Below are 20,187 nucleotides of genomic sequence, written 5' to 3'. Positions count from 1 at the left end.
CGGCGACCGCCCGACACCGATCCGACGAGGGGATCCTGCCCGTGCGCGCCGGCAACCTGCTGCGGCAGCTGGACCAGCGGCTGCTGCCGCCGCTGACCCGGGCCGTGGCCCGGCTGGGCGACCGGTCGGCGCGGTCCGGGGTGCTCACCTGGGCAGCCGTGCTCTCCGCGGCGGCGGTGCTGGGCACCGCCGTCTGGGCCGTCGACGAGACTCCGGTCGGCGACCGGACGGTGGGCGAGGTGACCCGGGTCGGCGTCGCCGACGGCGACTCCGTGCCCGGCTACCTGCGGTCCGCCGCCGCCGACCTGGCCGCGCTGCCCGCCTCGGCCCTGGCCGCCGAGGACGGGACCTACGCGCTGGTCACACTGGACGCCTACCTGCCGCCGCAGCGGCTGGCGACGGTGCTCGGCGACGTTCCGGTCTCGACCGTCTTCGGGCGGGTCCCGCTGCCCGGGCGGCAGACCGAGATCGTCAAGATCCCCGCATTGCGGGTGCCGGACGACGTGGTCGCCGGAATGGACCAGGTGGCGGCCCGCAAGGAGACCGAAGCCGCCGACTACCGGGCCAGAGCCGCCGCGGTCGACGGTGCGGGTGTGGGCGAGCGGGAGTTGCGTGCCCGCTACGCCACCGGCGCCGACGTGGCGGCCGCCGAGGCGGCGGCGTACCGCACCGGTTGCGCCTGCGTCTACGCGGCGGTGGTACGCGCGACGCCGGTGGTGCTGCGCGGCGTCGCGGCCCGGCCGGACGTGCGGGCGGTCGACCCGGCCCCCGAGGTGTACCGGCTGGACCGTACGGTCTTCACGCCGCCGTTGCCCGAGCAGCACGACGTGGTACGCCCGCCGGCCGACACCGAGCCGAGCATTGAGCCCGCCGGGGGCGGGCGGTCGACGCCGACACCGGGCACAGTGGCGCCCTCGGCGTCGATGGGCGAATCGTCGGAACCCGCACCGGTCGTGACGATTCCGTCACCCGAACCTTCGGCACCGGAACCGACCGAGTCGGTGCCGCCGAGCGTCACCACCTCGCCGGACGCCACCGCCACCGAGCCGCCGACGCCCACGTCGTCGTGATCTGCGTCGGCTGGTGTGCGTTCTGAGGTGTGGTCCGAATAGGGTTTGGTTCGTAGCCTGTCAGACGGAGATCGATGGCGCTGGGAGGGCGGGCCGTGGAGGGCAGTGAGACCGGCTGGGGCCGGCCGGCCGAACCAGCGCCGCGGTGGCGCGCGTTGCTGGACCGTGCCCGGCTGGGCGGTCGCGGCGCGGAGCCGGCCGAGCCGGACCGGCACGCCGACGAGGTGCCGCCGGACCCGCTGCCGCGACGCGCGGCCCCCAACGGGTACGCCGGGCGGGCACCCGCCGTCGGACATCCGGCCGAGCTGCCGTACGGCGCGGAGCCCGCTTACCGGGCCGAGGCGACCTACCGCGTCGACCCCGCCTATCGGGCGGAGCCGGGGTACCGGGCCGAGCCGGACTACCGCTCGGAGCCGGCCTACCGGACTGAGCCGGGTTATCGGGCTGAGCCGGACTTCCGCGCTGAGCCGGGTTATCGGGCTGAGCCGGACTTCCGCGCCGAGCCGGGTTATCGGGCTGAGCCGGACTTCCGCGCCGAGCCCGGTTACCGGGCTGAGCCCGGCTACCGGGCTGACTCGGGTTATCGGGCTGAGCCGAGTTATCGGGCTGAGCCCGGCTATCGCGCCGAGCCGGAATACCGCGCTGAGCCGGGCTACCGCGCTGAGCCGAACTTTCGCGCTGAGCCGGGTTATCGCGCTGAGCCGGGTTACCAACTGGAGCCGACGTACCGGGCCGAGCCCGAGCCGCCGGCGCGCGGCTCCGAGCCGGTCCAGTCGCGCTACGCGTTGTTGGACAACGGCTACCGGCAGGGCGACCCGGCGGTGGAGTCGCGGTACGCCCTGCTGGAGACCGGGTACCAACCCGAGACCGGCTACCCGGCACCCCCTCCGGTCGCACCACCGCCCCCGGCGGTCGCGCCGCCACCCGCCCCGGCGGTCGCACCCCCACCTGCCCCGGCGGTCGCGTCGCCACCCGCCCCGGCGGTCGGTTCGGCGATCGCCGAACGCGCCTATCCGACCCGTGTCGAGTGGCGCTCGCAGGGCGTCGACCCGGAGCAGGAACGGGCCAACGGGGTGCTCCGGCGGGACCTGGGCACGCCCCGGGTGCTCGCCTTCGCCAACCCCAAGGGTGGGGTGCACAAGACCACCGCCACCGTGCTCGCCGCGGCCACGATCGGCAGCGTGCGCGAGCAGGGCGTGCTGGCCTGGGACGACAACGAGCTGCGCGGCACCCTCGGACTGCGCGCCGGCAGCGCCCGGCACGCCCGGACGATCCGGCACCTGATCACCGACCTCGCCCAGATCGAGATCCTCGAGGGCTCGACCTTGCTGGGTCGGCTCGACGACTACCTGCGGCACGCCTCCGACGGCTCGTACGACGTGCTGGCCGGCGAGGAGAGCCCGCGTTTCGCCCAGCGACTGGACCAGTTCACCGTCCGACGGGTGCTGGAGCTGCTGCGGCGCACCCACGACGTGGTCTGCGTGGACACCGGCAACAACGTGGAGAGCCCCAACTGGCGCACGGTGATGCAGGCCGCGGACCAGCTGGTGGTGACCACCGTGCCCCGTGAGGACGCGGCGTTCAGCGCCGACTGGATGCTCGACCTGCTGCACGAGGAGGGCATGGGCGAGTTGGCGGACAACGCGATCACCCTCATCTCCTGCCCGACCCCGGGTCGCTCGACCCTGCAGGACGACCTGGAGCGGCACTTCGCCACCCGTACCCGTGGCGTGGCCGTGGTGCCGTACGACCCGGCGCTGGAGACCGGCTCGTCGATCGAGTACCACCAGCTCCAGCCGGAGACCCGGGAGGCGTGGTTGCGTGCGGCGGCGATGATGGTGGAGCCGTTCGCCCGGTGAGCTGGTCTGCCGCCACCGGCACCCCGGCCCGGCGCCGGGCCTGAGAGGATCATCGGGTGAGCCCGGACAACCCCGACCGTGAGCGGCCCGTCGACGAGCCCGACCGATCCGCACCGCCCCGAGCATCGGGCGCGACATCGCCGGCCGCTGAGCAGCCGCCGCCCGGCGAGCAGCCGCCCGGCGAGCAGCCGCAAGCGGCTGAGCAACCGCCGCGCGGCGAGGAGCCGGTCGAGGGCCCGGCTGACGTCGCCCCTTCGGCGGCGTACCAGAGCTCGCTGGAGCTGAACTTCGACGAGCCGCGCCGTCCGCTGCGGGCCGTGGCGACGGTGCTGGGTGCGGTGCTCGCGCTCGCCGTCCTGGGGGTGCCGTTCGGGCTGCTCTGGGCCGCGCTCGCGCCGGACACTCCGGTGCTCAAGACCGTCGAGGGGGCGATCTACGCCGAGCCGCAACCGGAGCAGCCGATCGCCGCGGACGGGTGGTTCAGCCTGCTCGGGCTCGCCTTCGGGCTGCTGGTGGCGCTCGCCGTGTGGGTCGTGCTGCGGCGGCGGCGCGGTCCCGTCGGGCTGCTCGCCGCGGTGCTCGGCGCGTTGGTCGCCGCGCCGGTGGCCTGGCAGGTGGGGCGGCGGGTCGGCCTGGCCACCTTCGACCGGCTGCTGGACACCGCCCCGGCCGGACAGGCCTTCACCAAACCCGCCGACCTGCGGGCCGGTGGGGTCGACTGGCTGCTCGGTGTGCTGCCGGTGCCGCACGGCAACCTGCTGTTGCCGGCGTTCGGCGCGGCGATCATGTACACCCTGCTGGCTGGCTGGTCGCGGTGGCCCGGGCTGCGCCCGGAGCCCGACCCGGCGGGGCTCAGTTGGGTGTCGGCGGGGACGCCAGCTCCGCCAGCGGCACCGGAACCGCCCGCACCTGACGCAGCAGAGCCGCCTCGCGGTTGAGCAGCCGCAGCTCGGCGCGGAGCCGGGCTGCGGTGTCGTCGATCGCCAGCAGCCGCTGCCGGTCGTCGACGGTGAGCGCCGCGGTCGCCGCGACCAGGTGGGAGAGCACGGTCGGGTCCTCCGGCAGTTGCTCGGAGATCTCCTCCGGGTCGGAGCGGATCAGGCCGAGGTACTGCCGGAACACCGCGATCACCCGGGCGGCCAGCAGCTCGGCCACCTCGTCCGGCCCGGCCGGCTCGGGCAGCCACTCGACGTCGGCGGTCAGATAGGGCGCGGCGCTGTCGTCGACCTCGGCGATCCGGAAACGGCGTCGGCCCACGGTGACGATGTCGAAGCCGCCATCGGCCAGCTCGGTCACCTGGCGCAGCTCGGCGGTGCAGCCCACCTCGTGCAGGGTGACCGCGCCGGCGCTCGGCATCGCGCGGGCGCCGGGGCCGGCGGGCGCGACCTCCCAGCCGGCCTGGATGGCCACCACGCCGAACTCACGCGGAGCACCCTCGGGCAGGTCGACCAGGTGCCGGACCAGCGCCCGGTAGCGCTCCTCGAAGATGTGCAACGGCAGCACCAACCCCGGAAAGAGCACCGTTGCGAGTGGGAAAACCGGCAGCCGTGCGGTCACATGGTCGAGCCTAACCAATCTCGCCCCCGAGGGCGTGGCCCGGCTCACCGTCTCGGCGGACGGGCGGCTCGGACGTGCTGCGGGCCGGCCGCCTAGACTCGCAAGGGTGCTGAATCGGATCGACCTGCGCGACGGTCTCGGTGACCCGCGCCGCCTGCTGCCCCGTGCCCAGCTCGACGTGTCGGTCGCCGTCGAGCGAATCCGGCCGCTGGTGGAGGCGGTTCGCGAGCATGGGTACCCGGCGATCCGGGAGGCCAGCGAGCGGTTCGACGGCATCTCCCCGGAGATCCTGCGGGTGCCGGTCGAGGCGATCACCGAGGCCGAGGGGGTGCTCGACCCGGCGGTGCGTGCCGCGCTGCTGGAGTCGATCACCCGGGCCCGTCGGGTGCACGCGGACCAGCGGCGCACCGACCACACCACGCAGGTGGTGCCCGGTGGCACCGTGACCGAGCGGTGGTTGCCGGTCGACCGGGTCGGCCTCTACGTGCCCGGCGGCCTGGCGATGTACCCGTCGACCGTGGTGATGAACGTCGTGCCCGCCCAGGCGGCCGGGGTGCGCTCGCTGGTGGTGGTCAGCCCGCCGCAGAAGGACAACGGTGGCCTGCCCGACGCCCGGGTGCTCGCCGCGTGCGCGCTGCTCGGCGTCGACGAGGTGTACGCCGTGGGTGGGGCCCAGGCGGTGGCGATGCTGGCCTACGGTGCGGCCGTCGACCCGACGGGCGAGCTGCGGTGCGACCCGGTCGACCTGGTCACCGGCCCCGGCAACATCTGGGTGACCGCCGCCAAGCGACTGCTGCGCGGTGTGGTCGGCATCGACGCCGAGGCCGGGCCGACCGAGATCGCCATCCTGGCCGACGACACGGCCGACCCGGCGCACGTCGCCGCCGACCTGATCAGTCAGGCCGAGCACGACCCGCTCGCCGCGAGCGTGCTGGTCACCCCGTCGCTGGCGCTTGTCGAGTCGGTCGAGGCGGAGTTGGCCCGGCAGGTGCCGGCGACCAAGCACACCGAGCGGGTCACCACGGCGTTGACCGGCGAGCAGAGCGGCGTGGTCCTGGTCGACGATCTTGAGGCGGGGCTGCGGGTGGTCGACGCGTACGCGGCCGAGCACCTGGAGATCCAGACGGTCGACGCCCGGGAGTGGGCGCTGCGGGTACGCAACGCCGGGGCGATCTTCGTGGGCGCCTGGTCGCCGGTGTCCCTGGGTGACTACTGCGCCGGGTCCAACCACGTGCTGCCCACCGGTGGCTGCGCCCGGCACTCGTCCGGCCTGTCCGTGCAGTCGTTCCTGCGCGGTGTGCACCTGATCGAGTACACCGAGGCGGCACTGCGCGACGTGGCCCCACACGTGGTCACCCTGGCCAACGTGGAGGACCTGCCCGGGCACGGCCAGGCGGTCCAGGCCCGCTTCCCGGGAGGGGCGGCATGAGCGAGCGCAGCGAGCGAATCAGCTGGCTCAGACCACCGATGCGTCACGCCGCCTCGTCGCGAAGCGGGGAGGCGGCGTGACCAACCTGGACGATCTGCCGATCCGCGACGACCTGCGCGGGCTGTCGCCGTACGGGGCGCCGCAGCTGGACGTGCCGGTGCGGCTCAACACCAACGAGAATTCCCACCCGGTGCCGGAGCCGGTCGTCGAGGCGATCGGCAAGGCGCTCGCGGCGGAGCTGCGGGAGCTGAACCGCTACCCGGACCGGGACGCGCTGGCGCTCCGCGCCGACCTGGCCGAATATCTCGGGCACGGGCTCACCGTCGAGCAGGTGTGGGCGGCCAACGGCTCCAACGAGATCCAGCAGCAGTTGCTGCAGGCGTTCGGCGGGCCGGGGCGCAGCGCGCTCGGTTTCGTTCCGGCGTACTCGATGCACCCGCTGCTGGCCCTCGGCAGCGGCACCCGGTGGGTGCCCGCGCGGCGCGGCGTCGACTTCGGGTTGACCGTCGAGGAGGCGGTCGCCCAGGTCCGCGAGCACCAACCCGACGTGGTCTTCCTCTGCTCGCCGAACAACCCCACCGGCACCGCACTGGATCCGGCGGTGATCGCCGCGGTGCTCGACGCCGCGCCCGGCATGGTGGTCGTCGACGAGGCGTACGCCGAGTTCGCCCGACCCGGGACGATCAGCGCGCTCGCGGTGCTGCCCGGCCACCCGCGCCTGGTGGTCACCCGGACGATGAGCAAGGCCTTCGGCTTCGCCGGCGGGCGGCTGGGTTACCTGGCCGCCGACCCGGCGGTGGTGCAGGCGGTGCAGCTCGTCCGACTGCCGTATCATCTCTCCGCGCTGACCCAGGCCGCCGCACGCGCGGCGGTGACCCACCGCGACGCTCTCCTCGGCACGGTCAGCGCGATCATGGCGCAGCGGGACCGGATCGTGGCGACGCTGCGCGAGCGTGGGTTGCGGGTCGCCGACAGCGACGCCAATTTCGTGCTCTTCGAGGTGGGCGGCGACCAGACCACCGTCTGGCAGGCGCTGCTGGCGCAGGGGGTGCTGGTCCGCGACGTCGGCCTGCCCGGCTGGCTGCGCGTGACCGCCGGCACGTCCGCCGAGACCGACGCCTTCCTTTCTGCAATGGAGACAGTGCGATGAGCCGGACCGCCCGGGTGGAGCGGATCACCAAGGAGACCAAGGTTCTCGTCGAGATCGATCTCGACGGTACCGGCACCGCCGAGATCAGCACCGGCGTCGGCTTCTACGACCACATGCTGCACCAGATCGCCCGGCACGGCGGCTACGACCTGACCGTGCGCACCGTGGGTGACCTGGAGATCGACGCGCACCACACCATCGAGGACACCGCGCTCGCCCTGGGCACCGCGTTCGACCAGGCGCTGGGCGACAAGGCCGGCATCCGGCGGTACGGTTCGGCGACCGTACCGATGGACGAGGTGCTGGTCCGGGCTGCGGTGGACCTGTCCGGTCGGCCGTACGTGGTGCACGACGAGCCGGTGCTGGCCCCGTACATCGGGCCGGTCTACGCGACCAGCATGACCCGGCACATCTGGGAGTCCTTCGGTCAGGCGGCCCGGGTCACCCTGCACGTCGACGTGCTGCGGGCGGCCCGGCCGGGCGGTCACCCGGACGCGCACCACGTGGTGGAGGCGCAGTTCAAGGCGGTCTCCAGGGCGTTGCGCGAGGCCACCGCGATCGACCCGCGTTCCGCCGGTGCGATTCCGAGCACGAAGGGCGCGCTCTGATGAGCGCGAGTAGCGCAGCGCGGTGGAGCCCCGTGGTCGCGAATGAGAGGTGGCTCTGATGGGTGCCGCGTTGCCGACGTTGCTGCTGATCCTGGCCGGGGTGCTGGTGGGCGGCGCCTGGTCGCTGTACCGCCAGGGCGCGTCGAAGGGCGCGATCGTCATCACCGCGCTGCTCGCGGTGCTCGCCACGGTCGGCGGAGTGCTCTGGTTGCTGCCGGGGGAGAACGCGTGAGCGCGAGGCTGCGGCGCGGCGGAGCCCTGCGGTCGCGAACGGAAGGCGGCGTCAGGTGAGCGCCGTCGTGGTGCTCGACTATGGCTCGGGAAACCTGCGCTCGGCCGAGCGGGCACTGGCCGCCGCCGGTGCGGACGTACGGGTGACCGACGACCTGGCCGCCGCTGCCGCGGCCGATGGTCTGGTGGTGCCGGGGGTGGGCGCGTATGCCGCGTGCATGGCCGGGATCGAGGCGCTCGGCGCGGGTCCGGTGATCGCCGAGCGGGTGGCCGCCGGGCGGCCGGTGCTCGGCATCTGCGTGGGTATGCAGGTGCTCTTCGAGCACGGTGACGAGCACGGCGTGGTGACCAAGGGGCTCGGGTTGCTGCCCGGCGGGGTGACCCGACTGGCCGCCACCCGGTTGCCGCACATGGGCTGGAACACCGTCCGGGCACCCCGGGAGTCGGTGCTCTTCGCCGGGCTGCCGGAGCAGAGCCGGTTCTACTTCGTCCACTCGTACGCGATGGGCGACCCGGCGGGGCTGGCCGCTGCCGGCGTGGCGGTGACCACCGCCCACCACGACACGGATTTCGTCGCCGCGGTGGAGCGTGGTTCGCTCTCGGCGGCGCAGTTCCACCCGGAGAAGTCCGCCGACACCGGTGCCGCGCTGCTGCGCAACTGGCTCGCGACTCTGCCCAGCGGTGACTGAGCGCCGTCGCCCGGTGCCCGGCAAAGGGGTGCCGCGGTGAGCCGGGAACGTGCCCACCGGCGGGCCGAGCGGGAGGCTGAGCAGGCCCGGGAGCGGGCGGTCCGGCAGCGTCAGGTGGCTCGCCGGCAGCGTCGCCGCGCGGTGGTCCGCCGGTTGACTCCGCGGGTCCGGCGGGGCCGTTCCGGGCGGCTGGCCCGGCACACCCGGGGTGAGCGGGCCGCCATCGTGCTGCTGACCGGTGCGGCACTGATTGTGATCTGGACGTTCGTCGACAACCTGGCGTTGCGTATCGCGCTGATTGTGCTGTTGCTGCTCGTACTGCCGGCGATCGTCGTGATCGCCCTGGACCGTCGTACCTGATCGAGGAGAAGACGTTGAGCCTCACCCTGTTACCCGCCGTGGATGTCGCCGACGGCCGGGCCGTCCGGCTCGTGCAGGGCGCCGTCGGAAGCGAGAGCATCTACGGTGACCCGTTGGACTCCGCGCTGGCCTGGCAGCAGGACGGCGCCGAGTGGATTCACCTGGTCGACCTGGACGCGGCGTTCGGTCGGGGCACGAACGCGCACCTGCTCGCCGAGGTGGTGCGCCAGTTGGACGTGAAGGTGGAGTTGTCCGGCGGCATCCGTGACGACGAGTCGCTGCGCGCGGCGCTGGGGACCGGGGCGGCCCGGGTGAACATCGGCACCGCGGCCCTGGAGGACCCGGTCTGGTGTGACCGGGTGGTCGGGGAGTACGGCGACCGGGTCGCGATCGGGTTGGACGTGCGGGGGCACACCCTCTCGGCGCGTGGCTGGACCCGTGACGGCGGCGACCTGTACGAGGTGCTGGAGCGGCTCGACAAGGCGGGCGCGAGTCGGTATGTGGTCACCGACATCACCAAGGACGGCACGATGCGCGGGCCGAACCTGGACCTGCTGCGCGAGGTGTGTGCCCGCACCGACCGACCGGTGATCGCCTCCGGTGGCGTGTCCACCCTGGACGACCTGCGGGCGTTGGCCACCCTGGAGTCGGAAGGCGTGGAGGGTGTCATCGCCGGCAAGGCGCTCTACGCGGGTGCCTTCACGGTGGCCGAGGCGCTGCGCACCCTCGCAGCGGCGTGACGACCACCCGGCTCGGCTCGGGTGGTCCGTGGGAGCAGCGGTACGGCTACTCCCGGGTGGTGCGGGCCGGTGAACGGGCCTGGACGGCTGGTTGCACGGCGACGGTCGACGGTCGGGTGGTGCATGTCGGTGACGCCGCCGCGCAGACCGCGCAGGCGTTGCGGATCGCGTTGGCCGCGCTCGCCGAGGTGGGTGCGGAGCTGGGCGACGTGGTCCGGACCAGGATGTACGTGACCGACCGGCTGCACGCCGACGAGGTGGGTCGGGCGCACAACGCGGTCTTCGGCGCGGTCCGGCCGGCGGCGACGCTGGTGGTGGTGGCCGGTCTGCTGGACCCGGAGCACCTGGTCGAGGTGGAGTTGGAGGCGTACCTCGGCGATCGCTGAGGTACGTCCGGCGGGGACGGTCGTCCGGGCCGGACCACGGCCCGATAAGTTGTGCACAACTTAATTTTGGGCTACGGTTCAGCGGTGACCGATGACCTGGTGCTGCGCCGGCAGGTGTGCTTCGCGCTCTACGCCGCGTCGCGCGCACTGACCGACGTCTACCGGCCGATCCTCGACGAGTTCGGGCTGACCTACCCGCAGTACCTGGTGCTGCTGGTGCTCTGGGAACGCCCCGACGACGCCCCCACGGTGTCCGAGTTGGGCGCCGAGCTGCGGCTGGACTCCGGCACGCTCTCCCCGCTGCTCAAGCGGCTGGAGGGGGCGGGCCTGGTGGTCCGGCGGCGGTCGGCCCGCGACGAGCGGCGGGTCGAGGTGGGCCTCACCGAACAGGGCCGGGCGCTGCGGCAGCAGGTGGACGAGGTCCCGCTGCAGATCGCCCGGGCCACCGGACTCGGCATCACCGAGCTGGTCGCGTTGCGCGACACCCTCACCCGGGTCACCGACACCATCCACCGACAGAAGGAGCAGTGACCATCATGCAGGTCCTCTACACCGCGTCCGCGACCGCCAGCGGCGACGGCCGCGACGGCCACGTCGAGACCTCCGACGGCACGTTCACCCTCGACCTGGCCGTGCCGAAGGAGATGGGCGGCGCCGGCGGCGCGGCGAACCCCGAGCAGCTCTTCGCCGCCGGCTACGCGGCCTGCTTCCACGGCGCGCTGCGGCTGGTGGCCCGTCGGGCCAAGGCCGACGTGACCGCCTCGGTCGTCGGCGCCGAGGTGGGCATCGGCGGAGACGGCAACGGCGGGTTCGGGCTCACCGTGCGACTCGTGGTCGACCTGCCCGCCGTGCCGCGCGAGGCAGCCGAGCAGCTCGTCGAGCAGGCCCACCAGGTCTGCCCGTACTCGAACGCCACCCGCGGCAACATCGACGTCACGCTGACCGTCCGCGAGACCCTGCCCGCCTGACGTCACCAAGCCAGTCAGGCCCCGACCGCAGACGAGAGGACGACCACCCCGTGACCAGCAACCGCGAGATCCACCTGGCCAGCCGCCCTGTGGGCTGGCCCACCGAGGACACCTTCCGGCTCGTCGAGACCGACGTCCCGACGCCCGGACCGGGCCAGATCGTGGTCCGCAACCAGTACATGTCCGTCGACCCGTACATGCGTGGACGGATGAATGACGTCAAGTCGTACGTTGCACCGTACGCGCTCGACGCACCCCTCGACGGGGGCGCGATCGGCGAGGTGGTGGCCAGCGAGGCGGCGGACATCGCCGTCGGCGCCACCGTCCAGCACGGGCTGGGCTGGCGGGAGTTCGCGCTGCTCGACGCCACCGCCGCCCGCCCGGTCGACCCGAGCATCGCTCCGGTCAGCGCGTACCTGAGCGTGCTCGGCATGACCGGGATGACCGCGTACGCCGGGCTGCTGGACGTGGCCGCGATGAAGCCCGGCGAGACGGTCTTCGTCTCCGCCGCGGCCGGCGCGGTGGGCAGCCTGGTCGGCCAGATCGCCAAGCTCAAGGGTGCCGGCCGGGTGGTCGGCAGCGCTGGCTCGCCGGCCAAGGTCGAGCGGCTGCGGGCGCTGGGCTTCGACGCCGCCTTCGACTACCACGACGGGCCGGTCCGCGAGTCGCTGCGGGCAGCCGCCCCGGACGGCGTCGATGTCTACTTCGACAACGTCGGCGGCGATCACCTGGAGGCGGCGATCTCGGCCATGAAGCTGCACGGCCGGGTCGCCATCTGCGGCATGATCGGGCAGTACAACGCCACCGAGCCGCCGGCGGCCCCGCGCAACCTGGCGCTGGTCATCGGCAAGCGGCTCACCCTGCGCGGCTTCCTGGTCAACGACCACAACGACGTGCGGGCGGCGTTCGTGCGCGACGTCGCGGGCTGGCTGGCCGACGGCACGCTGTCCTACGACGAGACGATCGTGGACGGCATCGAGAACGCCCCGGCGGCGTTCCTGGGCCTGCTGCGCGGTGACAACCTCGGCAAGATGCTCGTCCGGGTCTGAGGAAGGGCCCCTTCGACGCGGCACCGCACCAACGGCACCGACGGTGGCCGGCCCGACGGGTCGGCCACCGTCGCCGTACGGAGGGATAGGCTGGTGGCATGACGGTGGCGGTGCGGGTGATCCCCTGTCTCGACGTGGACGCCGGGCGGGTGGTCAAGGGGGTCAACTTCCTCGACCTGCGCGACGCAGGTGACCCCGTGGAACTGGCCGCCGCGTACGACCGGGCCGGGGCGGACGAGCTGACCTTCCTCGACGTCACCGCGTCCTCGAGTGACCGCGGCACCATGCTCGACGTGGTACGCCGCACCGCCGAGTCGGTGTTCATCCCACTGACCGTCGGTGGCGGGGTCCGGCAGGTCGCCGACGTGGACACGCTGCTGCGTGCCGGGGCGGACAAGGTCGGCGTGAACACCGCGGCGATTGCCCGGCCGGAGCTGATCGCGGAGATCGCCGACCGGTTCGGCCGGCAGGTGCTCGTGCTCTCCCTGGACGTACGTCGGGCGCCCGACGGCGGCACGCCCAGCGGTTTCGAGGTCACCACGCACGGCGGTCGGCGCGGCACCGGGATCGACGCGGTCCAGTGGGCACGCCGGGGCGCCGAGTTGGGCGCGGGGGAGATCCTGCTCAACTCGATGGACGCCGACGGCACCAAGGCGGGCTTCGACCTGGAGCTGATCGCCGCGGTGCGAGCGGTCGTGGACGTGCCGGTGGTGGCCAGCGGTGGCGCTGGCGAGGTGGCCCACTTCCCGCCCGCGATCGGCGCGGGCGCGGACGCGGTGCTCGCCGCCAGTGTCTTCCACTTCGGCGAGCTGACCGTGGCCGAGGTCAAGGACGCGCTGCGGCACAGCGGCCACCCGGTGCGCTGACCCGGTCAGTGCCCTCCGGCCTGCCCCTCCGGTGACCGGCGGGGCGTGGGGATCGAGCGGACAGCGTACTCCTGGACGGCCGCCGCGTGGTCGGCCTCGTCCAGGATCCAGTCGGCGCTGCCGGGCGCGTGCCGGCGGGCCAGCACGCCCTGCACGGTGTCTACCATCGTCGCCACACCCGCGCGGGGGCGGGTACGCCAGAGCTGCTCACCCTCGGCGGTGATCCGAAACCAGCCGTCGGCGACGCTGACCAGCCCGGCGCCGACCAGCCGCTGGACCGCGGCCTCCACCTCGTGCCGCTGCGGGATCGTGTGGTTGAGGTGATCGGCGGTGGAGAGCACGTCGGTCAGGCGGACGCCCTCCGGCCGCCGACTTGTCGCCGACCGACGGTGCCGCCCTGCCCCGCTCGCGATCACCAGCGAGACGAAGATCCAGGCGTCCGTCCAGCGCCAACCGTTCTCCCCCATGCAGAGATGATGACGGCGCGCGTCGCGGAAGGGAACACCCACCCTCCCATCCGGCATCTTGTACCACCACGGCGTACCGGTCCGCAGACGGTCGGTGAGGGTTCAGCCGGCGGGAGCGGGCGATGCGGTTCAGCCGGCGGGAGCGGGCGGTACGGGCTCAGCCGGCGGGAGCGGGCGGTGCGCGGTGCCCGGACCGGCGGTGGCCGACGCGGGTGTGGCGCCGTCGGGCACGGCGAACAGCGGGATGAAGAGCTGGGCCAACGGGCCGATGGCCAGCGCGTAGGCGACGGTGCCCACACCGACCGTGCCGCCGAGCAGCCAGCCGAGCGCCAGCACGGTGACCTCGATGACGGTGCGTACCAGCCGGACCGACCGGCCCGGTCGGCGGGCCACGTAACCGGTCATCAGCCCGTCCCGGGGGCCGGGGCCCAACTGGGCGCCGAGATAGAGGCCGGTGGCGGCGCCGTTGGCGACGATCCCGATGACCAGCAGCGCGATCCGGACGCCGAGCGGGCCACCGGCGGGCAACAGGGCCAGTGTGGCGTCCACGACCAGGCCAATCACCACGACGTTGCTGACCGTGCCGAGGCCCGGCCGCTGCCGTAGCGGGATCCAGAGCAGCAGCACCAGCGCGCCGACGGCGATGGTGACGGTGCCGAAGGAGAGCGTGGTCAGTTCGGACAGCCCCTGGTGGAACACGTCCCATGGGTCGAGGCCAAGGTCCGAGCGAACCATGAGGGCCATGCTGACGCCGTAGAGGGTGAGGCCGAGGTAGAGCTGGGTCAGTCGTCGAACCGGCCGATGCCGCAGATTGCCAATCAGTGCCATGCATGCCACTCTAGGTGCCAATCTTCGTGGAGGAAGAAGCCAATATTCGAGGAGTGGCCATGACTGGTCAGGTGCGTGGCGTCCAATTGGCCCGTCTGCTCGGGCAGTGGCACGCCCTGCCGGGTCGCCGCCGCAGCCCCGACTACGTCGCCCTGGCCAGCACGGTGCGCGGCTTGCTCGCCGACGGTCGGCTACCGCTGGGCGTCCGCCTTCCCGCCGAACGAGAGTTGGCCGAGGCGCTGCGGATCAGCCGGACCACGGTGACCGCCGCGTACCGGCACCTGCGCGAGACCGGGCACCTGGCCAGCCGCCGAGGCGCCGGCAGCTGGACGATGCTGCCCGGCAACCACCGGGTCGCCAGCACCGGTCTGTGGACCCCGCTGGACGACCGGGAGATGCTCGACCTCGGCGTCGCCGCGCTGGCCGCCCCGCCGCAACTCCTGACAGCCGCCCGTGCGGCCGCCGAGGACCTGCCCCGCTACCTGGGCGGGGCTGGCTACCACCCGACCGGCATCATCGAGCTGCGCGAGGCGGTGGCTCAGGCGTACACCGCCCGGGGGTTGCCCACCTCAGCCGACCAGATCATGGTCACCAGCGGCACCCAGCACGCACTGGACCTGGTGCTGCGACTCGCCCTGGCCCCCGGCGGCAACGTCCTGGTCGAGTCCCCGACCTACCCCAACGCGCTCGCCGCGCTGGCCGGCCGGCGAGCCCGCATCACCACCCACGGCCTGGCCACCGACGGCGGCGGCTGGGAGCCCGACCTGCTGCTGGCAAGCCTCCGGCAGACCCGGCCCAAGCTGGCCTACCTGATCCCCGAGTTCCAGAACCCGACCGGGCACCTGATGCCCGCCGCGCTCCGCGAGCGCGTGGTGGCCGCCGCCCACGCGGTCGGCACTGACCTGATCATCGACGAGTCCTTCGTGGACCTCGCGTTGGACGGCACCGAGCTGCCACCCCCGGTGGCTGTCTACGACCGACACAGCCGGGTGATCAGCATCGGCGGGATGAGCAAGCCGTACTGGGGCGGCCTGCGGATCGGCTGGGTGCGCGCCTCCGCGCCGCAGGTGCAGCGGCTGGCCGCCGTCCGGGTCGGGGTGGACATGGCCAGCCCGGTGCTGGACCAACTGGTCGCGGTGCACCTGCTCGCCGACGCCGACGCCATCGTCGCCGACCGACGAGTGCAGTTGGCCGCCCAGCGCGGCGCGCTGCTCGGCGCGCTGGCGCACCGGCTGCCGGACTGGCGGGTCACCGTGCCACGCGGTGGCGTGACGCTCTGGGCCGAGTTGGACGGGCCGGTCTCCAGCGCGCTGGCCCGGGCCAGCGAGGAGGTCGGCGTACGACTGGCACCCGGCCCCCGGTTCGGCCTGGACGGCACCCTGGAGCGTTTCCTGCGGCTGCCGTTCACCCTGCCCGCCGCGGACCTGGTGGAGGCCGTCGGGCGGATCGCGGCGGTCCGCTACGACCTGGACCGGGCCGGCCCGCAGCGGTGGCGGGAGCCTTCCGTCATCGCCTGAGGCCCCACTGCGCCGAGCGGGCGTCTCGGATGGATCGGCGGCGCGCTGCCGCAACGGGCGCCACCGGCTCGCGCCGGCCTGCCAGACTGTCGGCCGTGACCGATGGCGACAGAACGCGGCGTGCGTCGCGGATGCGGGTGATGACCGAGGGCTCCACAGTGACCCCGCTGGAGCTCTTCTTCGATCTGGTTTTCGTCTACGCGCTCACCCAGGTGACGGCGCTGATGGCCGACGACCTCACCGCCGGTGGCCTGCTGCGGGGGCTGCTCCTACTGGCCGTGCTCTGGTGGTGCTGGTGCTGCTACGCCTGGCTGGGCAACACCGTCCGGGTCGACGAGGGCCTGTTACGGGTGGTGCTCTTCGCCGTGATGGCCACCATGTTCGTGGTCGCGGTGACCATCCCGGAGGCTTTCGACGACCTGCCCGGCGGGCTCTCCGGCCCGGTGGTCTTCGCCGCCTGCTACCTGGTCGTCCGGGTGCTGCACCTGGTCCTCTACTTCTTCGCCGCGCGCGGCGACGCCGGACTGCGCCGGCAACTGCTGCGCGCCGCGCTGCCGATGCTCGCGGGCGCACTGCTGCTCTTCTCCGCGGCTCTGGTGCCGCAGCGGCTGACCGACTCGCCGCAGCAGGTCGGCACGATCCGTACGGTGCTGTGGGTGCTCGCGCTGGCCGTCGACTATGGCGGGATCATGGCGATCGGGGCGCGCGGATGGCGCATCTTCTCCGCGGCGCACTGGGCCGAACGCCATGGCCTGATCATCATCATCGCGCTCGGCGAGTCGTTGGTGGCCATCGGCGTGGGGGCCACCGCGCTGCCCATCTCCTGGCCGATCATCATCGCGTCGGCGCTGGCCATCACGGTCACCGCCGCGCTCTGGTGGGCGTACTTCGACGTGGTGTCGATCGCTGCCGAGCGGGTGCTCCACCGGGCCGAGGGCGTCGCCCGCGCCGCGCTCGGCCGCGACTCCTACACCTATCTGCACCTGCCGATGGTGGCCGGCATCATCCTGCTCGCCCTCGGCTTCAAGAAGGTGCTGGGGTACGTGGGGGACAGCACCCACCACAAGCTGGGCGACCCGCTGCACGGGTGGGGTCTGCTGGCCCTCTACGGTGGAGTGATCCTCTACCTGCTCGGGCACCTCTGTTTCCGGCTGCGCAGCATGAGCTCGGTCAACTGGCCCCGGGCGGCGACGGTGCTGCTGCTGATCGCGCTGTTGCCGGTGGCCGACCGGCTGCCGGCCCTGGCCGCGCTGGGCGTGCTGGCGGTGGTCTGTGTCGCCATGGTGGTCGCCGAGGTGCGGCTGTTCGGTGCTGCCCGGCGCGAGCTGCGCGACGCTTTCCTCGCCGAGCACGGCGCCGGCCCTGCCCCGGCCGGCGGCCGCTGACTCCGTTCGTGCCGCGCACGCAGGCGCCGACGGCCCCGAATGGTGGTGGGTGCGGGGCCGCCGGCAGCCGACTCCGGGGCTGGCTCAGAGCTCGGCGAGGGTGCCGGCGTACATCTTGTCGATCTCGGCCGCGAAGTTGCTCTCCACACCACGCCGCTTGATCTTCAACGACGGGGTGATCTCGCCGTCCTCGATCGTCAGGTCGCGCGGCAGGATGGCCACCTTCTTGATCGTCTCCCAGCGGTTGAGCTTCGCGTTGAGCTGGGCGACGTACTCCTCGACCATCGTCTGAGCCTCCGGCGAGGTGACGATCTCGGTGTAGCTGCGACCCTCCAACGGGCCGCCGGCGACCCAGCCCCGGGCCGCGTCCGGGTCCAACGTGACGAGCATCGTGCAGAAGTTGCGGGCCTGACCGACGACGACCGCCTGCGAGGTGTACGGACAGATGGCCTTGAACATTCCCTCGATGTGCGACGGCGCGATGTATTTGCCGCCCGAGGTCTTGACCAGGTCCTTCTTGCGGTCCGTGATCCGGAGGTAGCCCTGCTCGTCGAGGGTGCCGATGTCACCGGTACGGAAGAAGCCCTCCTCGGTGAACGCGGCGGCGGTCTCCTCCGGCAGGTTGTGGTAGCCGCGCATCACCGGCCGACCACGCACCAGGATCTCGCCGTCGGTGTCGATCCGGCACTCCAGGTCGCCCATGGCTCGACCCACCGTGCCGATCCGCAGCCCCGCCGGCGGGTTGACGAAGTTGCCGGCGCTGGTCTCGGTCAGGCCGTAGCCCTCGGAGATCGGCAGGTTCGCCGCGGCGAAGAAGGTGGCGATCTCCGGGCTGAGCGGCGCGGCACCGGACACCAGCACCCGCATCCGGCCGCCCAGGCGGGCCTGGAGCTTGCTGAAAACCAGTTTCTCGGCCAGCCCGTAGCGCAGCTTCAGCCCTGCCGGCACCGGCTTGCCCGCCTGCTCCAGGGACACCTTCTCCGTGCCGACGCCAACGGCCCAGGCGAAGATCTTCGCCTTCGCGCCGCCGGCGCCCTGCGCGGTGGTCACCGCCCGGTTGTAGACCTTCTCGAACACGCGCGGGGCGCCGCACATCAGCGTCGGACGGATCACCGACAGCAGGTCGACCAGCTTCTCCACCCGCCCGTCGACGTAGGTGGGCAGCCCGACGTGGATGGCGCCGCAGAGCAGCGTCTTGCCGAACGAGTGGGCCAGCGGCAGCCACAGGTACTGCAGGTCGTCGTCGCGCAGCAGCCCGACGTCCGCCTGCGCCACGGCCTCCCAGCACCAGCCGCCGTGCAGCAGCTCGACGCCCTTGGGTCGGCCGGTGGTGCCGGAGGTGTAGATCAGGGTGGCCAGGTGGTCGGGGCCGATGCCGGCCACGAGCATGTCGATCAGATCGGGTTCGGCGGCCAGCGCGCGGGTGCCCCGCGCCTCCAGCTCGGCGAGCGTCAGCTGTGGGATCGCGGCGGTGGGGTCGACGGCGCCGTCGATGAGCACCACGTGGGTCAGTGCGGGCAGGTCCGCGCCGCCGATCTTCGCCGCCTGGGCCGGGTTCTCCGCGAACAGCACCTTCGACCCGGAGTCAGCGATGATGTACGTCGCGTCCGCCGGCTCGGTGGTCGGGTAGACGGTGGTGGTCGCCCCGCCGGCGCACATGATGCCGAGGTCGGCGATCACCCAGTCCAGCCGGGTGTTGGCGAGGATCGCTACCGGGTCCTCCTGGCCGATGCCCAGGCCGTGCAGGCCGGCGGCGACCGCCTTGGCGCGTTGGCCGACCTGATCCCAGGTCAGCCAGACCGGCCCCGAGTCGTCGGGGGCCGGGGACGCAAACGCAGACCGGTCGGGGGTGGCCGCCACACGCTTGAGGAACATGTCCGGGATGGAACGGTACGGTACATCGAGAGCCATCGCTGTAGCCGCCTTCGGGGGTGGTGGCGTGACGGTCGTCACGTCATGGTGGTTACCGAAGAGTATTGCCTGGCGCGGTGCGTCGGCTAGCCCCGGTGATCGTCCGGCCGCCCGCACCCACCGGCCGGTACGGCCGAATCAGGCGTACCGGGCAGCCACCAGTGACCAGTCGTAGGTGGCCCGGACCCAGTTCCGCCGTGTGGCCAGCGCGTGGCGTAGTCCGTCGTCCCCACCGGCCAGCAGCGCTTCCTCCGCATCGAGGTACGCCGCCAGCCCTTGGTTGAACCGGTGCGCCGCGGCCCGCAGCGCCGCCGACTCGTCCGCGCCGCTGTTGCGCGCGATCACCGTCACCAGGTTGTGCGCGTCCGGGTCCACCTCGCTCTCCTTGCCGTAGGAGAAGAGGTCGTTGCACCAGCAGACCAGATCCACCGCCAGCAGATCCAGGGCGATCAACCTTGGATCGGCGTGCTGGGCCGACCCGGGTGGTCGCGGCGACGCCAGGTCGGTCAGGGTGAGGCACGGGCGTACGCCGCCGGTGTGCCGGCGCATCTGCACGTACTCCGCGACCGCGGGGACCCGCCGACGCTCCCGGTTGGTCGCCTCCCAGAGCAGTGCCAGCAGGTACGCCTGCACCTGGCTGGCGAACCGCAGCAGCTGTTCCGGTCGGCCGTGGGCCCGGGTCCGGCGGCACAGGTCGTGCAGCGCGGCGCCGAGCGGGCCGGCATCGGCGCCCGGTGGACGGTCCGGCTCGCCGCACCGGTCCAGCACGTCGAGCAGGCTCCCGATGGTCGTTGCCAGCCGGGCTGGGTCCGCGCCGAGATCGTCCTCGTCGCAGGCGTCGTCCATCACGAAGAGCCAGGAGATCAGGTCGGTGAGCAGCCGCAGGCCGTCCTCCGGCCCGTCCGGGCAGGCCCGTCCGGCCAGGCCGGCGGCATCCGCCTGCCGTAGTCGATGAACCCGGTGGCCGGAATCGATCAGGCCGAAGGTGCGAGCCCAGTCGACGCTCTCGCTCGCTACTCGATCCGTGGCCTTGTGGCGCCCCGCCGGAAACGGTGGCTCCCGGAGTGCCGAAATCGCGAAACTTCGCACAATAGCCCCCACTCGCGCCACCCGGCGC

The 20,187-nt window shown here is 72.9% G+C and carries 22 protein-coding genes; 17 read left to right on the top strand and 5 right to left on the bottom strand.

Annotated features, from left to right (window positions below):
- Positions 1-41: 41 nt before the first annotated feature.
- The 3 genes from C7C45_RS13895 (at position 42) to C7C45_RS13885 (ending at position 3,867) form a co-directional block, all read left to right on the top strand.
- The gene (locus tag C7C45_RS13895; protein WP_110564069.1) at positions 42-1,070 is read left to right on the top strand and encodes a hypothetical protein; all 1,029 of its coding nucleotides are present in this window, start codon (positions 42-44) and stop codon (positions 1,068-1,070) included.
- A gap of 74 nt (positions 1,071-1,144) precedes the next feature.
- Positions 1,145-2,929, top strand: coding sequence for a MinD/ParA family ATP-binding protein (locus C7C45_RS13890; protein WP_244200377.1), 1,785 nt, complete (start codon positions 1,145-1,147; stop codon positions 2,927-2,929).
- A 56-nt stretch (positions 2,930-2,985) separates the two neighbouring features.
- Complete coding sequence (locus tag C7C45_RS13885) at positions 2,986-3,867, top strand: DUF2567 domain-containing protein (RefSeq protein ID WP_110564067.1); 882 nt, start codon at positions 2,986-2,988, stop codon at positions 3,865-3,867.
- On the opposite strand, the gene C7C45_RS13880 is transcribed toward C7C45_RS13885, so the two are convergent.
- Complete coding sequence (locus C7C45_RS13880; RefSeq protein ID WP_110564066.1) at positions 3,782-4,486, bottom strand: LON peptidase substrate-binding domain-containing protein; 705 nt, start codon at positions 4,484-4,486, stop codon at positions 3,782-3,784. The genes C7C45_RS13885 and C7C45_RS13880 overlap by 86 nt on opposite strands.
- Before the next feature lie 106 nt (positions 4,487-4,592).
- Between C7C45_RS13880 and hisD the strand changes: the two genes are divergently transcribed.
- From hisD to hisF, 12 genes are all read left to right on the top strand, one after another.
- On the top strand, positions 4,593-5,915 hold the full coding sequence (gene hisD / locus C7C45_RS13875; RefSeq protein WP_110564065.1) for a histidinol dehydrogenase: 1,323 nt from the start codon (positions 4,593-4,595) through the stop codon (positions 5,913-5,915).
- A gap of 76 nt (positions 5,916-5,991) precedes the next feature.
- Positions 5,992-7,065, top strand: coding sequence for a histidinol-phosphate transaminase (locus C7C45_RS13870; RefSeq protein ID WP_110564064.1), 1,074 nt, complete (start codon positions 5,992-5,994; stop codon positions 7,063-7,065).
- The gene (hisB, locus tag C7C45_RS13865) at positions 7,062-7,673 is read left to right on the top strand and encodes an imidazoleglycerol-phosphate dehydratase HisB (RefSeq protein ID WP_110564063.1); all 612 of its coding nucleotides are present in this window, start codon (positions 7,062-7,064) and stop codon (positions 7,671-7,673) included. Before C7C45_RS13870 ends, hisB begins: the two co-directional genes overlap by 4 nt.
- Positions 7,674-7,731: 58 nt before the next feature.
- Positions 7,732-7,905: a hypothetical protein gene (locus tag C7C45_RS34060; protein WP_167454720.1), complete on the top strand. Its 174-nt coding sequence runs from the start codon at positions 7,732-7,734 to the stop codon at positions 7,903-7,905.
- Between the two features lie 55 nt (positions 7,906-7,960).
- The gene (gene hisH, locus C7C45_RS13860; RefSeq protein WP_110564062.1) at positions 7,961-8,593 is read left to right on the top strand and encodes an imidazole glycerol phosphate synthase subunit HisH; all 633 of its coding nucleotides are present in this window, start codon (positions 7,961-7,963) and stop codon (positions 8,591-8,593) included.
- Between the two features lie 36 nt (positions 8,594-8,629).
- Positions 8,630-8,953, top strand: a complete 324-nt coding sequence (locus tag C7C45_RS13855; RefSeq protein WP_110564061.1) for a hypothetical protein — start codon at positions 8,630-8,632, stop codon at positions 8,951-8,953.
- 14 nt (positions 8,954-8,967) lie between these two features.
- Positions 8,968-9,693, top strand: coding sequence for a bifunctional 1-(5-phosphoribosyl)-5-((5-phosphoribosylamino)methylideneamino)imidazole-4-carboxamide isomerase/phosphoribosylanthranilate isomerase PriA (gene priA / locus C7C45_RS13850; RefSeq protein ID WP_110564060.1), 726 nt, complete (start codon positions 8,968-8,970; stop codon positions 9,691-9,693).
- Complete coding sequence (locus tag C7C45_RS13845) at positions 9,690-10,079, top strand: Rid family hydrolase (protein ID WP_110564059.1); 390 nt, start codon at positions 9,690-9,692, stop codon at positions 10,077-10,079. Before priA ends, C7C45_RS13845 begins: the two co-directional genes overlap by 4 nt.
- Before the next feature lie 84 nt (positions 10,080-10,163).
- On the top strand, positions 10,164-10,610 hold the full coding sequence (locus C7C45_RS13840) for a MarR family winged helix-turn-helix transcriptional regulator (RefSeq protein ID WP_110564187.1): 447 nt from the start codon (positions 10,164-10,166) through the stop codon (positions 10,608-10,610).
- Positions 10,611-10,615: 5 nt separating this feature from the next.
- Positions 10,616-11,047 carry an organic hydroperoxide resistance protein gene (locus C7C45_RS13835; RefSeq protein ID WP_110564186.1) on the top strand — a complete coding sequence of 144 codons (432 nt, stop codon included), beginning with the start codon at positions 10,616-10,618 and terminating at the stop codon, positions 11,045-11,047.
- Between the two features lie 50 nt (positions 11,048-11,097).
- Positions 11,098-12,096 carry an NADP-dependent oxidoreductase gene (locus C7C45_RS13830; protein ID WP_110564058.1) on the top strand — a complete coding sequence of 333 codons (999 nt, stop codon included), beginning with the start codon at positions 11,098-11,100 and terminating at the stop codon, positions 12,094-12,096.
- Positions 12,097-12,194: 98 nt separating this feature from the next.
- Positions 12,195-12,962, top strand: coding sequence for an imidazole glycerol phosphate synthase subunit HisF (gene hisF / locus C7C45_RS13825; RefSeq protein ID WP_110564057.1), 768 nt, complete (start codon positions 12,195-12,197; stop codon positions 12,960-12,962).
- A 5-nt stretch (positions 12,963-12,967) separates the two neighbouring features.
- Here the strand turns inward: hisF and C7C45_RS13820 are convergent, their stop codons facing one another.
- Both C7C45_RS13820 and yczE read right to left on the bottom strand, forming a co-directional pair.
- Positions 12,968-13,429: a hypothetical protein gene (locus C7C45_RS13820; protein WP_110564056.1), complete on the bottom strand. Its 462-nt coding sequence runs from the start codon at positions 13,427-13,429 to the stop codon at positions 12,968-12,970.
- A gap of 129 nt (positions 13,430-13,558) precedes the next feature.
- Entirely contained in the window at positions 13,559-14,257 is a 699-nt protein-coding gene (gene yczE, locus C7C45_RS13815) for a membrane protein YczE (protein ID WP_110564055.1), read from the bottom strand.
- 59 nt (positions 14,258-14,316) lie between these two features.
- On the opposite strand from yczE, the gene yczR reads away from it, so the two are divergent.
- Both yczR and C7C45_RS13805 read left to right on the top strand, forming a co-directional pair.
- On the top strand, positions 14,317-15,774 hold the full coding sequence (gene yczR, locus C7C45_RS13810) for a MocR-like transcription factor YczR (protein ID WP_110564054.1): 1,458 nt from the start codon (positions 14,317-14,319) through the stop codon (positions 15,772-15,774).
- 95 nt (positions 15,775-15,869) lie between these two features.
- The gene (locus C7C45_RS13805) at positions 15,870-17,159 is read left to right on the top strand and encodes a low temperature requirement protein A (protein WP_208641164.1); all 1,290 of its coding nucleotides are present in this window, start codon (positions 15,870-15,872) and stop codon (positions 17,157-17,159) included.
- Positions 17,160-17,243: 84 nt separating this feature from the next.
- On the opposite strand, the gene C7C45_RS13800 is transcribed toward C7C45_RS13805, so the two are convergent.
- Entirely contained in the window at positions 17,244-19,070 is a 1,827-nt protein-coding gene (locus C7C45_RS13800; protein WP_110564052.1) for an AMP-dependent synthetase/ligase, read from the bottom strand.
- A gap of 138 nt (positions 19,071-19,208) precedes the next feature.
- Positions 19,209-20,159, bottom strand: a complete 951-nt coding sequence (locus tag C7C45_RS13795; RefSeq protein ID WP_110564051.1) for a terpene synthase family protein — start codon at positions 20,157-20,159, stop codon at positions 19,209-19,211.
- Positions 20,160-20,187: the final 28 nt, after the last annotated feature.

Origin of the sequence: Micromonospora arborensis (assembly GCF_003205615.1) — a bacterium.
GTDB classification, from domain to species: domain Bacteria; phylum Actinomycetota; class Actinomycetes; order Mycobacteriales; family Micromonosporaceae; genus Micromonospora; species Micromonospora arborensis.
This window is presented reverse-complemented; position numbering and strand designations above follow the sequence as displayed.

What these genes read in the sequence shown, in the direction of transcription:
- C7C45_RS13890 (WP_244200377.1), top strand. Translation starts at nt 1,145, where the DNA reads ATGGCGCTGGGAGGGCGGGCCGTGGAGGGCAGTGAGACCGGCTGGGGC.
- hisB (WP_110564063.1), top strand. Translation starts at nt 7,062, where the DNA reads ATGAGCCGGACCGCCCGGGTGGAGCGGATCACCAAGGAGACCAAGGTT.
- C7C45_RS34060 (WP_167454720.1), top strand. Translation starts at nt 7,732, where the DNA reads ATGGGTGCCGCGTTGCCGACGTTGCTGCTGATCCTGGCCGGGGTGCTG.
- C7C45_RS13835 (WP_110564186.1), top strand. Translation starts at nt 10,616, where the DNA reads ATGCAGGTCCTCTACACCGCGTCCGCGACCGCCAGCGGCGACGGCCGC.
- hisF (WP_110564057.1), top strand. Translation starts at nt 12,195, where the DNA reads ATGACGGTGGCGGTGCGGGTGATCCCCTGTCTCGACGTGGACGCCGGG.
- C7C45_RS13820 (WP_110564056.1), bottom strand. Translation starts at nt 13,429, where the DNA reads ATGGGGGAGAACGGTTGGCGCTGGACGGACGCCTGGATCTTCGTCTCG.
- yczE (WP_110564055.1), bottom strand. Translation starts at nt 14,257, where the DNA reads ATGGCACTGATTGGCAATCTGCGGCATCGGCCGGTTCGACGACTGACC.
- yczR (WP_110564054.1), top strand. Translation starts at nt 14,317, where the DNA reads ATGACTGGTCAGGTGCGTGGCGTCCAATTGGCCCGTCTGCTCGGGCAG.
- C7C45_RS13800 (WP_110564052.1), bottom strand. Translation starts at nt 19,070, where the DNA reads ATGGCTCTCGATGTACCGTACCGTTCCATCCCGGACATGTTCCTCAAG.